We start from the raw sequence: 14,683 nt of genomic DNA, 5'->3' as shown, positions 1-14,683 counted from the left end.
AAGGCAGCCGTAGCCGCCGACGAATTCATGCTGACCTCGCCGATATTTCTGGACAATTACAATATTTCTCACCGACCTTTGCCGTTGCGGCAAAGCGCGCACTTCGACTTTGAACGCTAGAACGGACGGCGCATGGACCAGACGGCTTTACGCTATTTCCTCGAAGTGGCGCGCAGCGGATCGCTCAGCAAAGCGTCCGAGCGGCTCTTCGTCGCGGTGTCCGCGCTCAGCCGGCAGATCGCGAAGATCGAGGAGCAAATGGGCACGCCGCTTTTCGAGCGACGCCCGCGCGGCATGGTGCTGACCGAAGCCGGCCGCCTGCTCGCCAATCACGCGCGCCGCAGTCAACTGGAAGACGAGCGCGTGATCGACGAGATTCGCGGACTGAGCGCAAGCGGCCGCGCGACCATTCGCATCGCGGCTTCCGAAGGCGTGGCGCCCGACTTTCTGCCGCAAGCCTTCGCGCATTTCCTGACGACGCATCCGCGCGCGCACTTTCAACTCGACGTCTCCGCGCCGTCCATCGCGACGCAGCGCGTGCGCGACGGCTCCCACGACATCGCCGTGTGCTTCAGCATGGCGCCCGAACAGGACGTGCACGTGCATTACGCGCAGCGGGCGCCGGTCTATGCGCTGATGGGGCGCGACCATCCGCTCGCATCGCGCAAAGCCGTGTCGCTCGCGGACCTGCACGCATGGCCGCTGGCGATGCATAGTCAGGGCGTGACGCTTCGACAACTCTTCGACATCGCGTGCAGTCTGGAAGGACTCGTGTTCGAGCCGGTCTTCGTCGGCAATTACCACATGGCGCTGCAGAGCTTCGTGCGGCTCACGGACGCCATAACGCTTACCGGCTACGTCACGGTGCGCAGCCGTCTCGGCGCGGAGGGCTTCGCCGCCGTGCCGATCTCGAACCCCGAGCTGCATCAACGCACGCTGCAGATTCAGACGATGGCAGGACGCACGCTGCCGCAGCCAGTCGCCGCATTCGTCGCTCTGCTGAAGGACGCGATCGAAGACCCGACGATCATCGACAGGAATAGCCGTTGCTCTAGCTGATGCCAACGCCAAACGGCATTGCGACTCACGGAGCACATCATGTCAGGCTTGCCATCGACCGGGCAGGACAAACCCGAGACACGCCCGCCCTTCGTCGGCGCTTCGGAGCGGCGCTCGCCTGTCGAGGCGCCGCCGCTTCCGCCCGATCGCAAGGTGGGCTTCGCCATTGTCGGCCTCGGCCGTCTGAGTCTCGATTCGATCTTGCCCGCGCTGGCTTCATCGAAGCTCGCGCGCCTCGCAGCCGTGATGACCGGCGACAAGGCAAAGGGCGAACGCGTGGCGCGGCAATACGGTGCGCCTGCGGAAGCGGTGTACGGCTACGACGAATGGGCGCGCCTCGGTGCCAACGACGATGTGCAGGCGGTGTATATCGTCACGCCCAACGGCTTGCATCGCGAACAGGTGATCGCGGCGGCGGGCATCGGCAAGCATGTGCTGTGCGAGAAGCCGTTGAGCAATACATCGGCTGAAGCAGAAGAGATGATTCGCGCATGCGCAGATGCGGGCGTCATGCTGATGGTCGCGTACCGCTTGCAATACGAGCCGCATAATCGCGAGGCCGCGCGGTTGGCAAGAGCGAAAACGTTCGGAAAACTGAAGATCATCGAAGCGCATAACGGTCAGGTGCAGGGCGAGGCGGATCAATGGCGGCACGACAAGCGCCTTGCGGGCGGCGGATCGTTGCCGGACATCGGCCTCTATTGCCTGAACTTCGCGCGATTCGTGACCGGCGAAGAACCCATCGAAGTGTCGGCCTGGGCGTGGAGCACGCCGGGCGACGCGCGCTTCGCGGAAGTCGAAGAAAACATCTCGTGGCAGATGCGCTTTCCGTCGGGCGTCGTCGCGCGCTGCTCGGCTGCTTACGATGCGCACGAATCGCGCGTCGCACGCCTGCATTTCCAGCGCGGGACCGTGGTGCTCGATCCGGCGTTCGCATACAAGGGCCTGCGATTGTCGGTGCAGCATCGCTCGCCGGAACGCGAGGACGTCGAGGTGCGCGAAGAGCGCGTGCTCGAAGACGCGAACCAGTTCGGCGCGGAAATCGACCACATGGCCGAATGCATCCTGACCGGCAAAACGCCCGCGACGCCCGGCGAAGAGGGCTTGCAGGATCAAAGGATCATGGAAGCGATCTATCGCTCGGCGGCGGAAAATCGTCCGGTGCAGCTTCCCGCCGTCGCCGAGCGGGACGCGTTCCGCGACGCCCGGCTCACTGTCTGAGGCGACATCATGCACTGGCTAATGGCGGTTTTCGCGGTACTGGCGGGCGTCTCGAACCCGCTGCAATCGGGCAGCAACTCGGCGCTGCTCAAGGGCCTGCACGAGCCGATCGTGTCCGCGTTGATCGTCTATCTGATCGGCGCGGCGTGTCTTGCCGTGTGCGTGCCGTTTTTCGGCTTCGGCGTGCGGCCCGCGCTCTCCCGCCTCGGCAGCGTGCCGTGGTGGGCGTACATCGGCGGCATCTGCAACGCGCTCTTTTTGATGTGCTCGCTCATCATCACGCGAAAGCTCGGGTCGGCCACGTTCACGACGATCGTCGTCATATCCGCTGTCGTGACGTCGATCGTGCTTGATCACTTTGGCCTCATGGGCTTCGAAGTGCGCGAGGCCAGCGCGTTGCGTTTGCTCGGCGGCGGCCTGGCTGTCGCGGGCGTCATCCTAATCGCGATCTTCTGACTGGCTCCCTCCGAGTCGCATCAACGCACGTCGCCGCTGACTTTACAAACGTAAAGCCAGCGGGCACAATCCGCCGTTGAATAATAATGATTCGCATTTAAAACCACGACGGCTACGAGAGGAAACATGAAACCAAGCAAGACCAGCGGGTTCGCCCTGCGACCGCTGAGAACGGCCGCGCTGCTTTTGTTCACGGCGAGCGCGTGCGTCAACGCGCAATCGGTCGACGCCGACGCGGCACCGGCGGAAAGCACGCTGCCCGCAGTGAAAGTGACGGCGCAAAGCGATCAGGACGCGCCGTACGGGCCGACGAAAGGCTACGTCGCGAAGTCCAGTTCGACGGCGCTCAAGTCCGGCACGCCGATCATCGAGACGCCTCAGTCGGTTTCCGTCGTCACGCGCGATCAGATGGATCAGCAGAACGCGCAGACGCTGAACGCCGCCGTGCGCTACGTGTCGGGCGTGACGCCGGAAACGCGCGGCGCCATCGCCACGCGTTACGATCTGCTGAAAGTGCGCGGCTTCGACGCCGACACATACTGGAACGGGCTGAAGCTCATCGGCAACGGCTGGTATTCGACACCGCAACTCGACCCGTATCTGATGGATCGCGTCGAAGTGCTGAAAGGGCCGGTCTCCGTGCTGTACGGGCAAGCCGCGGCGGGCGGGCTGCTCAACATGGAAAGCAAGCTGCCGACTGCCGAGCCGCTGCACGAAGTGGGCGTCGAAGTCGGCAACTACGGGCACGTGCAGGGCAAGTTCGATCTATCCGGGCCCATTGCCGGCGACGACCGCTATCTTTTTCGCGTGACCGGCATCGGGCGCAAGGAAGACGGACAGGTCGCCATGACGAAGAACGAGCGCATTGCGATTGCGCCGTCGTTCACCTGGCGTCCGGACAACAAGACATCGCTCACGCTGTTCGGCCTTTATCAGCACGATCCGCGTAGTTCTTCTTACGGCAGCGTGCCGCCGCAAGGGACCGTGCTCTATAACCCGAACGGCAAGCTGCCGAGCAATTTCTACGACGGCGATCCGAGCTTCGAGAGCTTCAATCGCGTGCAGGAATCCGTCGGCTACAAGTTTGACCGACGCCTGAGCAACGCGTGGACGTTCCGCGCGAACGGCCGCTACATGCACCTCGCGCAGGACTACAAGAGCGTCTACGCAAGCGCGCTGGAAGCCGATCTGCGCACGCTGGATCGCGGCACCGCCTATTCGCAGGACAATCTGAATACGGTCGCGCTGGACAATCAACTCGAAGGCAACTTCTCGACCGGCCCGATCGACCACACGTTGCTCGTCGGCTTCGACTATCAGCACTACGCGACGAACTTCGTCTCCGGCTTCGGCACGGCGCCTTCCATCGACATGTACGCGCCCGTGTACAACCAGACCATTACCGTGCCCGAGTTGTCGAAGCAGGTGTTGAGCGGCACGCAATACGGCGTGTATGCGCAGGATCAGGCGCGTTTCGGCAACGCGATTCTCACGCTCGGCGGGCGCGAGGACTGGATCAACAGCAAGACGCGCAACGAAACCTTCGGCACGTCGTCGAGCCAGTCCGACCGCGCGTTCACGGGCCGCGCCGGTCTGACGTACGTGTTCAACAACGGCATTGCGCCGTATGTGAGCTATACGGAGTCGTTCACGCCGCAAGTGGGCACGGACATCAACGGCCGCGCGTTCGACCCGGAGCGCGGGCATCAATACGAAGTGGGCGTGAAGTATCAGCCGAAGGGCTATGACGCGCTTTTCACGGCGGCGCTATTCGATCTGACGCGCGAAAACCTGCTGACTGTCGATGCCACGAACCCGAACTTCCAGTCGCAAACCGGCGAAGCGCGCTCGCGCGGCGTCGAACTCGAAGCAAAGGTCAGTCTCACGGATTCGTTGAACGTGACGGGGAGCTATACGTATTTGAATACCGTCTACACCAAGGACAACGGCGGCCTGCAAGGCAAGCATCTGCCGGCCGTGCCGCAGAATCAGGCGTCGCTGTGGGCGTACTACACGATCAATCGCGGGCCGCTGGCGGGTCTCTCGCTCGGCGCGGGCGGGCGATACACCGGCACGACGTACAGCACGCAAAACGACTTCAAGGTGCAGAGCTTCTTTCTGGTCGATGCCACGTTGCGCTACGACCTCGGCCGCGCCGCAGCGCAGCTCAAGGGCGCGGAGTTGTATGTCAATGCGCAGAATCTCTTCGACAAAGAGTATGTGGCGTCGTGCTACTACGGAAGCTGGTGCGCGTTCGGCTACGGGCGGCAAGTGTTCGCGGGCATGAACTATCGCTGGTAGTACACATGCGTGCGTCACACGGGAAAGGCGGTCGTCGAAAGAATTTCCCGCAGAACGACGAAGGTCCGTATCTGCCGCACGCCCGGCAGATACAGCAGCTTCTCCGCGTGCAGACGGTTGAAGCTGTCGCTGTCGCGCGTGCGAATCAGCATGAAGAAATCGAACTCGCCGGTGACGACGTGACACTCCATGCAGCCCGGCACCTTTTGCGCGGCCTTTTCGAAGTCGGTGAAGGACTCCGGCGTCGAGCGGTCCAGCACCACGCCGATCAGCACGAGCATGCCCGCATCCAGCGCCTTCGGGTTCAATAGCGCGACGGTGCCGCGAATCAGCCCGGCTTCGCGCAGCCGTTCGACGCGCCGCAGGCACGCGGGCGGGCTCAGGTGAACCTTGGCGGCGAGCGCGACATTCGATATGGACGCATCGCGCTGAAGCTGACGCAGGATCGCGCGATCGACGCGATCGATCTCGATGCCCGATGCTGGCGGCTCTCGCCGTAGCGTGGTTTTTTTCATTGCGTGAATGCGCCGTCGGAAGAAATGAAACTGCGCTGAAGCAAACCAACAAACGGTTACGTTAGGCCAAAGCGAATTTATTCGCAACGCCGACATCCGTCAGATTGACTACGATTTCTGTCAGGCGTCGCGGATCACGCGCGGCAGCCCCACCTCAATCGCACAGGATGCCGACCATGAACCTGCAACGTTTTCCCCGCTACAAGCTCACCTTCGGGCCGACGCCCATTCAGCCGCTCAAGCGCCTGAGCGCGCATCTCGGCGGCAAAGTCGAGCTCTATGCGAAGCGCGAGGATTGCAACAGCGGTCTCGCGTTCGGCGGCAACAAGACGCGCAAGCTCGAATATCTGATTCCCGAGGCGCTCGAACAAGGCTGCGATACGCTCGTGTCCATCGGCGGCATTCAGTCGAACCAGACGCGTCAGGTCGCCGCCGTCGCCGCGCATCTCGGCATGAAGTGCGTGCTGGTGCAGGAAAACTGGGTCAACTACTCGGACGCCGTGTACGACCGCGTCGGCAATATCCAGATGTCGCGCATGATGGGCGCGGACGTGCGCCTAGTGCCCGACGGCTTCGATATCGGCATTCGCAAAAGCTGGCAGGACGCGATGGACAGCGTGCGCGCGGCGGGCGGCAAACCGTTCCCGATTCCGGCGGGTTGCTCGGAGCATCCGAAGGGCGGGCTGGGTTTCGTCGGCTTCGCGGAAGAAGTGCGGCAGCAGGAAGCCGAACTGGGCTTCAAGTTCGACTACATCGTGGTGTGCTCGGTGACCGGGAGCACGCAGGCGGGCATGGTCGTCGGCTTCGCGGCGGATGGCCGCGCGCGGCGAGTGATCGGCATCGACGCATCTGCGAAGCCGCAGCAAACGCACGATCAGATCGCGCGCATTGCGAAGCACACGGCGGAACTCGTCGATCTCGGCCAGGACATCACGCGCGACGACGTGATTCTCGACACGCGCTTCGGCGGCCCGGAATACGGCCTGCCGAACGAAGGCACGCTCGACGCCATTCGCCTGTGCGCGCGGCTGGAAGGCGTGCTGACCGATCCCGTCTACGAAGGCAAGTCGATGGACGGCATGATTCAGATGGTGCGCAACGGCGAGTTCCCGGAAGGGTCGAAGGTGCTGTACGCGCATCTGGGCGGCGTACCCGCGCTCAATGCCTACAGCTACCTGTTCCGCAACGGCTGACTCGGCATTACCTCGCACGTAATCGACGCGACGCGCGGGGGCGGGCAAGATCGCGGCATCCTCACACGGAAGAAGGAGCCGCAACATGACTGCTTACGCCGTCGGGCATCTGTATGAAGTGGACATGTGCCCGGATATCGTCGCGTATCTGGAGCAAATCGACGCCACGCTCGCGCCGTTCGGCGGGCGTTTCATCATTCACGGCGGGCCGTGCGACGTGCGCGAGGGCGCGTGGCACGGCGATCTCATCGTGATCGCGTTTCCCGATCTCGCGCACGCGCGAAACTGGTACGACTCCGACGCGTATCGGCGCATTCTGCCGCTGCGCACCCGCCACGCGCGCGGCGCGGTCTTTCTGATCGACGGCGTCGATCCGGTGCACAAGGCGACGGACATCCTGCAATAGCGGCGGCTCGCGGCGAACGACCGTCTACACGCGCGGTTTTGGCGCAAACTTGTCATATCACCGGTCATGGTTGATACTGCCCAGTTGCACCTTTTCCCGTACGTCGACTTAACGGTTTCGCTAATGAGCACAATTCTTGAAAGCCTTCCGACTGGGCAAAAAGTCGGTATCGCGTTCTCAGGTGGCCTCGACACCAGCGCCGCGCTGCACTGGATGCGCCTGAAGGGCGCGGTGCCGTACGCCTACACGGCCAACCTCGGCCAGCCCGACGAAGACGACTACGACTCCATTCCCCGCCGCGCCACGCAATATGGCGCGGAGGGCGCGCGCCTGATCGACTGCCGCGCGCAACTGGTCGCGGAAGGCATCGCGGCGCTGCAATGCGGCGCGTTCCATATCTCGACGGCGGGCGTCACCTACTTCAACACGACGCCGCTTGGCCGCGCCGTGACCGGCACCATGCTCGTCGCCGCCATGAAGGAAGACGGCGTCAACATCTGGGGCGACGGCAGCACGTACAAGGGCAACGACATCGAGCGTTTCTACCGCTACGGCCTGCTCGTGAATCCGGACCTGAAGATCTACAAGCCGTGGCTCGACCAGACGTTCATCGACGAACTCGGCGGCCGCGCGGAAATGTCGGAGTTCATGCGCCAGTCGGGCTTCGAGTACAAGATGTCGGCGGAAAAGGCGTATTCGACGGATTCGAACCTGCTCGGCGCCACGCACGAAGCCAAAGACCTCGAAAGCCTCGAATCGGGCATCAAGATCGTGAATCCGATCATGGGCGTCGCGTTCTGGCGCGACGACGTGAAGATCGACAAGGAAGAAGTGACGATCCGCTTCGAGGAAGGCCGCCCGGTCGCGCTCAACGGCAAGACGTTCACCGACGCCGTTGAGTTGCTGCTGGAAGCCAACCGCATCGGCGGGCGTCACGGCCTCGGCATGAGCGATCAGATCGAGAACCGCATCATCGAGGCGAAGAGCCGCGGCATCTATGAAGCGCCGGGGCTCGCGCTGCTCCACATCGCGTATGAACGGCTCGTGACCGGCATTCATAACGAAGACACCATCGAGCAATACCGCGAGAACGGCCGCCGCCTCGGGCGCTTGCTGTACCAGGGCCGCTGGTTCGATTCGCAGGCCATCATGCTGCGCGAAACCGCGCAACGCTGGGTCGCGCGCGCGATCACGGGCGAAGTGACGCTCGAACTGCGCCGCGGCAACGACTACTCGATTCTCAGCACCAAGTCGCCGAATCTGACGTATCAGCCGGAACGCCTGTCGATGGAAAAGGTGGCGTCCACGTTCTCGCCGCGCGATCGCATCGGCCAGTTGACCATGCGCAATCTCGACATCACCGATACGCGCGACAAGCTGCGCATCTACGCGCAAGTCGGGCTGCTCACGCCGGGCGAGGCGTCGGCGCTGCCGCAGATCAAGGGCGACGAGGCTTAAAGCCACGCGTCCGGTCGCCGGATGAGCGCTGCGAGCGCGCGCTCATCCGCGTATCCTGTGGTCTCGTCACCGATCCGCAAGGAGCCGCACTTGACTCGTTTGACCATTGCGCTGCTCGGCGCGGGCAGCATGGGATCGGCGGTCGGCCGGGCGCTGTCTGCCTCCGGCGCGCGCGTGCTCACGACGCTCGAAGGCCGCAGCGCCGCGAGCGCCGCTCGTGCAAAAGACGCAGGCATGCAGGACGCGAGCCTCGCCGAACTGGCCGCGTGCGATTTCATCCTTTCCATCGTGCCGCCGGCCGTCGCCGTGCAAACCGCCGAACGTCTCGCGCCCGCGCTCACGCACGCGGACCGCAAGGCCGTCTTTGTCGACTGCAACGCCATCAGTCCCGAAACTGCCGCGACCATCGCCCGAACGGTCGATGCTACCGGCGCGCCGTTCGTCGATGCCGCCATCATCGGGCTGCCGGCGGCGCCGAAGTTCTACCTGTGTGGACCGCACGCCGCGCGCGCCGCGGTGCTCGGCGACGCGGGTTTGAACGTGCGCGTGCTAGACGGCCCGCTCGGCGCGGCCTCCGCGCTCAAGATGTCGTACGCGGGTATCACGAAAGGGCTGGCCGCGATCGGCTCGGCCATGTCGCTCGCGGCCATGCGCAACGGCGCAGGAGACGCGCTCTTCGACGAACTGCGCGAGAGCCAGCCCGAGCTTGCCGCGTGGCTTGCCCGTAACGTGCCGCGCATGCCGCCTAAAGCGTATCGCTGGGTCGCGGAGATGGAAGAGATCGCCGCGTTCATCGGCGATGCGTACCCGGAGCATCGCATTTACGAAGGCGCGGCGGGCCTCTACGCGCGGCTTGCGAACGACAAAGCCGCGACCGACGCGCTCATCGACTTCTTCGGCAAGCGCGCGGAGTGAAGGGCGACCCATGCAGGCCCGCGATTTAATCCGTATCCTTTTCCTTTTCGACGACGATGCCGCGCGGCGCATGCGCCGAAGCGCCGTAGCGGCAATCGTCGTGCAATAGACGCCGCGCCGGAAACGCACCGGCGCGGACCATCTTTCCAGCAAGAGGTGCTCAATGACTGCAGGTACGTATCAGAACACGCGTCTTTATATCAACGGCGAATGGTGCGACGCGCAGGGCGGGGCCACGCTCGACGTGGTGAACCCGGCCACCGGCGAGAAGATCGGCACCGTCGCGCGCGCCGGCATTCCGGACCTGGATCGCGCCGTGGCGGCCGCGCAAGCCGGCTTCGCGACGTGGCGCAAGATGAGCGCGCTCGAACGCGCCTCGCTGATGCGCAAGGCCGCCGCGCTCGTGCGTGAACGCGCCGACAGCATCGCGCGCCTGATGACGATGGAGCAGGGCAAGCCGCTCGCCGAAGCGCGCATCGAAGTGAACTCGGCTGCGGATATCATCGAATGGTTCGCGGACGAAGGGCGCCGCGTCTACGGCCGGATCGTGCCGCCGCGCAACGTCAACGCGCAGCAGACGGTCGTGAAGGAGCCGGTCGGGCCGGTCGCCGCGTTCACGCCGTGGAACTTCCCGGTCAATCAGGTGGTGCGCAAGCTCTCGGCCGCGCTCACGACCGGCTGCTCGTTCATCGTGAAGGCGCCGGAAGAGACGCCTGCATCGCCCGCCGAACTCATCCGCGCGTTCGCCGACGCGGGCGTGCCCAACGGCGTGCTCGGACTCGTGTTCGGCGATCCGCCCGAGATCTCGAAGTACCTGATTGCGCATCCGGTCATCCGCAAGGTGACGTTCACCGGCTCGACGGCCGTCGGCAAGCAACTCGCCGCGCTCGCCGGCCAGCACATGAAGCGCGCGACGATGGAACTCGGCGGCCACGCGCCCGTGATCGTCGCGGAAGACGCGGACGTCGAGCTTGCCGTGAAGGCATCCGGCGCGGCCAAGTTCCGCAACGCGGGCCAGGTCTGCATCTCGCCGACGCGCTTTCTGGTTCACAACAGCCTGCGCGACGACTTCGCGAAGGCGCTCGTCAAGCACGCCGAAAGCCTTTCGGTCGGCGACGGCCTCGCCGAAGGCACGACGCTCGGGCCGCTCGCCAACGCGCGGCGCATCACGGCCATGGCGAGCGTCGTCGAAAACGCGCGTCAGGCGGGCGCGAAAATCGCGACGGGCGGCGAGCGCATCGGCTCGGCAGGCAACTTCTTCGCGCCGACCGTGCTGACCGACGTGCCGCTCGAAGCCGACGTGTTCAACAACGAGCCGTTCGGCCCGGTCGCGGCCATTCGCGGCTTCGATTCGCTGGAGGACGCCATCGCCGAGGCGAACCGGCTGCCGTACGGCCTGGCCGGCTACGCGTTCACGCGCTCGTTCAAGAACGTGCACTTGCTCACGAACCAGCTCGAAGTGGGCATGTTGTGGATCAACCAGCCCGCGACGCCGTGGCCGGAAATGCCGTTCGGCGGCGTGAAGGATTCGGGCTACGGCTCGGAAGGCGGACCCGAGGCGCTGGAGCCGTATCTCGTGTCGAAGTCCGTGACGGTGATGGCGGTCTGATCTCCGCTCTTCGCCTGCAATGACGCTTGGCGGCCCCGCGAGGGGCCGCTTCTCTTTGCGCCGCTCAAGCGTCAAACGTAGAGGTATCGGACGAGGTGAAAGAACACCGGCGCCGCGAAGCAGACTGAATCCACGCGATCCAGCATGCCGCCGTGCCCCGCGATCATCACGCTCCAGTCTTTCGCGCCGAGCGAGCGTTTGACCGCCGACAGCACGAGCCCGCCGACGAAGCCCGCGAGCACGATCGAAAGCGACATGAGAAACGCCGCGCCGAATCCGAACGGCGTCACGCGATACAGCGCCGCGCCGCACAGCGTCGCGAGCAATCCGCCGCCGACGAAACCTTCCACGGTTTTCGAAGGCGACAGCACCGGCGCGATCTTGCGCCGCCCGAAGAGCTTGCCGACGACATACTGCAACACATCGCTGATCTGCACGACGAGCAGGAAGTAGAACAAGAGCAGCGCGTTCTGCCCGCGATAACCGGGGATATCGAGCGTCAGCAGCGCGGGCGCGTGACTCAGCCCGTACACGCACACCATCAGCGCCCAGTTGATGCGCGCGTTGCGGCTCAGGAACTCGCGCGTGTCCTGCGTCAAAGCGGAGACGAGCGACATCGCGAAGAATAGGTGCACCGGCACGAAGATCGAATACATGCCGTACCAGTCGATGCCGAGCAGCACGTATTGCACCGGCACCGCGACGAAGAACGCGACGAAAAGCGTGGTGTGATCGCTCGGCGTGGTCGGCGTGAGCGTGATGAATTCGCGCAGCGCGAGATACGAAAGCAGCGCGAAGACGACGAAGGTGGCCTTGTCGCCGAGACCGATGGCGACGACCATCACCGCGATCATGCCCCACCATGCACGGATGCGCTGGTTCAGATTGACGATGGTCGCGCTTGTGCCCTTCGCGCGCGCGCCGAGCAGCGCGCCGATCAGCGTCGCGAAGGTCAGCGCGCCCACGACGCCCGCGACCAGATTCCAGAATGAAGTCGGCATGGGTTAATTTCGATGTGCTGATTGAGAGAGCGCGATCACGGCGTCGCGCATCCGGGCGAGAAACGGCGCTTTCTCTTCGCCGTCGCGTAGTGTTTCGCCCGCGCCGACGTGCACCTTGCAGATGAGCGGGATCGGCCAGATTGCGCCCTTCGGCATGATTCGCTGCAGGTTCTCCAGATAAACGGGCGTCAGCGCCACGTCCGGGAACTCGCTCGCCAGATGAAAGAGCCCGCTCTTGAACGCTTGCGGCAGCGCGTCGGCGCCGCGCGTGCCTTCGGGGAAAATGATGATCGAGTGGCCGTGCGCGAGCGCGTCGCGCACCGGATCGAGCGGATCGCCTTCCGTCTCGCGGCGGCGGTCGATCAATACGGCGTTGAGCAGTTTTCCCGCGATATATCGCTTGATGCGCCCGGTGGCCCAGTAATCGCGCGCGGCGACAGGCCGCACGGCGTCGCGCAGTTCGCGTGGCAGCGCAGCGAGGATCGCGAGCGTGTCGATGTGGCTCGTGTGATTCGAGAAATAGAGCCTTTGCGTGGCGCCCGGCGCGGCGCCATGCCATACCGGATACGCGCCCGCAACGAGCCGCACGAGCGCGAGCAGCAGGTCGCGCTGCCAGATATGCATGAGTTTCATCGGGTGAGAGGGCGAATGGTGACTGTCGGGCCGCTATTCCTTTCATATCGGCCCTTTGGATGCAATGCGCTTTGACGAGATTTGCCAGATATCGGCGATGCTGTGACAAACCTGCTCAATCGTTGAGCTTCGGCGTCCTTATCGTTTGACGTGTGCGGAAAGGGCCGCGATAGTAGCGCCTCTTTTCCGACATGCAACACGTCGCATGAGCCTTTACGCACTCAAACCGCGCTTTCAGAATCTTCTGCGTCCGCTGGCCGGCTGGCTCTTTCGCCACGGCGTGACTGCCAATCAGGTGACGTTGACCGCAGCGAGCGGGTCGATTGCAGTGGGCGCGATCGCGGCGTTCGGCTCGCCGCGCCGTTCCCTGTTTCTGCTGATTCCGCTTTGGTTGTTCATGCGCATGGCGCTCAATGCCATCGACGGCATGCTGGCGCGCGAGCACGGCCAGAAGAGCGCGCTCGGCGCGTACCTGAACGAACTGGGCGATGTGGTCTCCGACGTCGCGCTCACGCTGCCGTTTCTCGCGGTGCAGGCGTTTTGCGCCGCCGATATCTGGCTCTTCGCGCTCTTGGCGGTGATCGTGGAGTGCGCGGGACTCGCCGGGCCGCTCGCGGGCGCGAGCCGGCGCTACGACGGACCGTTCGGCAAGAGCGACCGCGCCTTCGTGCTGGGCGCGTTCGCGCTCTGGGTCGGCGCAGGCGGCATAGTGGGCGCGGCCGGCGTGGGACTGTGGCGCGTCTTGATCGTCTTGTCGCTCGTGACGGCGATCCGGCGCGTGCGTGCGGGCGTCGCGGAGGCGAACCGCGCACGCATCACAAGTGCTGTCAGTTGAAGCGCCGCACGAAGCGATAGAAGATGCGCGGATGGATCTTCAGAAGACACATGGCGACGGATAACTTGGGCCGCTTGTCCGCGTAGATCTTGCCGACATGCGTGAAGCGCAGCTTGCTCGCCACGCTGTCGAGGATCGGCGCGGCCGTCGCGTAATCGGGCGCGAGGCGCGCGGCCTCGAACGCGATGTTCCGGTACGCATACACGTACTTGAGCCGGAAAAAGAGCTTGCTGCCATTGTCGATGGGCAGCCCGCGCGTGTCGCGCTCCACGCGGTCCATGATTTCGAACAGGTCCACGATACGCGGATTGAAGCGCACCGAAAGCCCGTTGCCGCGCTTCACGTAGAAGTACAGTTCGTCCGGAATCAGCCGCACCACGCGCGCGCGCGAAAGCGCCTGCACGCAGACGAGAATGTCTTCGTAGATGAGCCCGGCCGGATGCTCGACCGAGGCGAACAGCTCTCGCTTGAAGAGCTTGTTCCAGCAGTACGCTTGCAGGCTCAGGTCCATGATGCGGCCCACGGCCTGAAGCCCGGTGATGGTCTCGTCGCCGGTCTTGACGCGATAGACCTCGCGTCCCTGCGGGTCGATGCACTTCGCCGCGAAGATCACCACGTCCGCGCCGTGCTGGTCGGCTTCGCGGCACACCACTTCGACGGCGTTCGGCGCGACGAAATCGTCGCTGTCCACGCACAGCACGTACTCGCCGCTCGCGTGACTCACCGCGATGCGCCGCGTCTCGGCAATGCCGACGTTCTTTTCGTTGCGCACGAGCTTCCACGGAATGACGTCCTGCGCTTCGAGCAGCGCACGCGCGACTTCGCCGGAGCGGTCGGGACTGCAATCGTCTACGGCGATGATCTCGAAGTCGGTGCGCGTCTGCGCGAGGATGGAGCGGACGCATTCCGCGATGCATCCTTCTACGTCGTACATCGGCAGAAGAATGCTGACTTTCGGTGTAGGCATGCAGGCTCTCACGGTTGGCCGGGGGAAGGGCGGTATAGAGCACCGTCGATAAAGCGGCCTCGCGATGAAACGGCGGTGGACCGCCGTCGAGACTAACGTGACGAATCGCGCCGG

General features: G+C 64.3%; 14 protein-coding genes. 10 read left to right on the top strand and 4 right to left on the bottom strand.

The annotated features are described in order from the left end of the window. Positions 1-132: 132 nt before the first annotated feature. The 4 genes from NCR35_RS25335 to NCR35_RS25320 all read left to right on the top strand — a co-directional run bounded on the left by NCR35_RS25335 (position 133) and on the right by NCR35_RS25320 (position 5,037). The gene (locus NCR35_RS25335) at positions 133-1,059 is read left to right on the top strand and encodes a LysR family transcriptional regulator (protein ID WP_250536677.1); all 927 of its coding nucleotides are present in this window, start codon (positions 133-135) and stop codon (positions 1,057-1,059) included. Between the two features lie 39 nt (positions 1,060-1,098). Then, positions 1,099-2,280: a Gfo/Idh/MocA family protein gene (locus NCR35_RS25330; protein ID WP_250536676.1), complete on the top strand. Its 1,182-nt coding sequence runs from the start codon at positions 1,099-1,101 to the stop codon at positions 2,278-2,280. A gap of 9 nt (positions 2,281-2,289) precedes the next feature. After that, a complete protein-coding gene (locus tag NCR35_RS25325; protein ID WP_250536675.1) occupies positions 2,290-2,736 on the top strand; it encodes a DMT family transporter in 447 nt (148 codons plus the stop codon). A 126-nt stretch (positions 2,737-2,862) separates the two neighbouring features. Continuing rightward, positions 2,863-5,037 carry a TonB-dependent siderophore receptor gene (locus tag NCR35_RS25320; RefSeq protein ID WP_250536674.1) on the top strand — a complete coding sequence of 725 codons (2,175 nt, stop codon included), beginning with the start codon at positions 2,863-2,865 and terminating at the stop codon, positions 5,035-5,037. Positions 5,038-5,051: 14 nt separating this feature from the next. Here the strand turns inward: NCR35_RS25320 and NCR35_RS25315 are convergent, their stop codons facing one another. Beyond that, on the bottom strand, positions 5,052-5,552 hold the full coding sequence (locus NCR35_RS25315) for an Lrp/AsnC family transcriptional regulator (RefSeq protein ID WP_250536673.1): 501 nt from the start codon (positions 5,550-5,552) through the stop codon (positions 5,052-5,054). 176 nt (positions 5,553-5,728) lie between these two features. On the opposite strand from NCR35_RS25315, the gene NCR35_RS25310 reads away from it, so the two are divergent. The 5 genes from NCR35_RS25310 to NCR35_RS25290 all read left to right on the top strand — a co-directional run bounded on the left by NCR35_RS25310 (position 5,729) and on the right by NCR35_RS25290 (position 11,133). Then, on the top strand, positions 5,729-6,745 hold the full coding sequence (locus NCR35_RS25310) for a 1-aminocyclopropane-1-carboxylate deaminase (protein WP_250536672.1): 1,017 nt from the start codon (positions 5,729-5,731) through the stop codon (positions 6,743-6,745). 85 nt (positions 6,746-6,830) lie between these two features. Continuing rightward, positions 6,831-7,151, top strand: a complete 321-nt coding sequence (locus NCR35_RS25305) for a DUF1330 domain-containing protein (protein ID WP_250536671.1) — start codon at positions 6,831-6,833, stop codon at positions 7,149-7,151. A 123-nt stretch (positions 7,152-7,274) separates the two neighbouring features. Further along, positions 7,275-8,609, top strand: coding sequence for an argininosuccinate synthase (argG, locus tag NCR35_RS25300; protein ID WP_175943794.1), 1,335 nt, complete (start codon positions 7,275-7,277; stop codon positions 8,607-8,609). A gap of 90 nt (positions 8,610-8,699) precedes the next feature. After that, positions 8,700-9,524 carry an NAD(P)-dependent oxidoreductase gene (locus NCR35_RS25295; RefSeq protein WP_250536670.1) on the top strand — a complete coding sequence of 275 codons (825 nt, stop codon included), beginning with the start codon at positions 8,700-8,702 and terminating at the stop codon, positions 9,522-9,524. A 163-nt stretch (positions 9,525-9,687) separates the two neighbouring features. Next, positions 9,688-11,133, top strand: a complete 1,446-nt coding sequence (locus NCR35_RS25290; protein ID WP_175943797.1) for an NAD-dependent succinate-semialdehyde dehydrogenase — start codon at positions 9,688-9,690, stop codon at positions 11,131-11,133. A gap of 71 nt (positions 11,134-11,204) precedes the next feature. On the opposite strand, the gene NCR35_RS25285 is transcribed toward NCR35_RS25290, so the two are convergent. Further along, positions 11,205-12,134 (bottom strand): phosphatidate cytidylyltransferase, encoded by a 930-nt coding sequence (locus tag NCR35_RS25285; RefSeq protein WP_250536669.1) that lies wholly within the window; start codon positions 12,132-12,134, stop codon positions 11,205-11,207. A 3-nt stretch (positions 12,135-12,137) separates the two neighbouring features. Next, positions 12,138-12,767, bottom strand: coding sequence for a lysophospholipid acyltransferase family protein (locus tag NCR35_RS25280; RefSeq protein ID WP_250536668.1), 630 nt, complete (start codon positions 12,765-12,767; stop codon positions 12,138-12,140). A gap of 205 nt (positions 12,768-12,972) precedes the next feature. Here NCR35_RS25280 and NCR35_RS25275 point away from each other — a divergent pair, with 205 nt between their 5' ends. Then, positions 12,973-13,602 (top strand): CDP-alcohol phosphatidyltransferase family protein, encoded by a 630-nt coding sequence (locus NCR35_RS25275; protein ID WP_250536667.1) that lies wholly within the window; start codon positions 12,973-12,975, stop codon positions 13,600-13,602. On the opposite strand, the gene NCR35_RS25270 is transcribed toward NCR35_RS25275, so the two are convergent. After that, the gene (locus NCR35_RS25270) at positions 13,595-14,569 is read right to left on the bottom strand and encodes a glycosyltransferase family 2 protein (protein WP_250536666.1); all 975 of its coding nucleotides are present in this window, start codon (positions 14,567-14,569) and stop codon (positions 13,595-13,597) included. The genes NCR35_RS25275 and NCR35_RS25270 overlap by 8 nt on opposite strands. Positions 14,570-14,683 lie beyond the last annotated feature (114 nt).

The organism is Caballeronia sp. AZ10_KS36, from assembly GCF_023631105.1.
Taxonomy (GTDB): domain Bacteria; phylum Pseudomonadota; class Gammaproteobacteria; order Burkholderiales; family Burkholderiaceae; genus Caballeronia.
The sequence above is the reverse complement of the archived record's forward strand: the minus strand, read 5'-3'. Positions and strand labels throughout refer to the sequence as shown.

Coding starts and splice junctions, on each gene's coding strand:
- NCR35_RS25315 (WP_250536673.1), bottom strand. CDS start 5,552: ATGAAAAAAACCACGCTACGGCGAGAGCCGCCAGCATCGGGCATCGAG.
- NCR35_RS25280 (WP_250536668.1), bottom strand. CDS start 12,767: ATGAAACTCATGCATATCTGGCAGCGCGACCTGCTGCTCGCGCTCGTG.
- NCR35_RS25290 (WP_175943797.1), top strand. CDS start 9,688: ATGACTGCAGGTACGTATCAGAACACGCGTCTTTATATCAACGGCGAA.
- NCR35_RS25270 (WP_250536666.1), bottom strand. CDS start 14,569: ATGCCTACACCGAAAGTCAGCATTCTTCTGCCGATGTACGACGTAGAA.
- NCR35_RS25305 (WP_250536671.1), top strand. CDS start 6,831: ATGACTGCTTACGCCGTCGGGCATCTGTATGAAGTGGACATGTGCCCG.
- argG (WP_175943794.1), top strand. CDS start 7,275: ATGAGCACAATTCTTGAAAGCCTTCCGACTGGGCAAAAAGTCGGTATC.
- NCR35_RS25310 (WP_250536672.1), top strand. CDS start 5,729: ATGAACCTGCAACGTTTTCCCCGCTACAAGCTCACCTTCGGGCCGACG.
- NCR35_RS25320 (WP_250536674.1), top strand. CDS start 2,863: ATGAAACCAAGCAAGACCAGCGGGTTCGCCCTGCGACCGCTGAGAACG.
- NCR35_RS25275 (WP_250536667.1), top strand. CDS start 12,973: ATGAGCCTTTACGCACTCAAACCGCGCTTTCAGAATCTTCTGCGTCCG.
- NCR35_RS25285 (WP_250536669.1), bottom strand. CDS start 12,134: ATGCCGACTTCATTCTGGAATCTGGTCGCGGGCGTCGTGGGCGCGCTG.
- NCR35_RS25335 (WP_250536677.1), top strand. CDS start 133: ATGGACCAGACGGCTTTACGCTATTTCCTCGAAGTGGCGCGCAGCGGA.
- NCR35_RS25325 (WP_250536675.1), top strand. CDS start 2,290: ATGCACTGGCTAATGGCGGTTTTCGCGGTACTGGCGGGCGTCTCGAAC.
- NCR35_RS25330 (WP_250536676.1), top strand. CDS start 1,099: ATGTCAGGCTTGCCATCGACCGGGCAGGACAAACCCGAGACACGCCCG.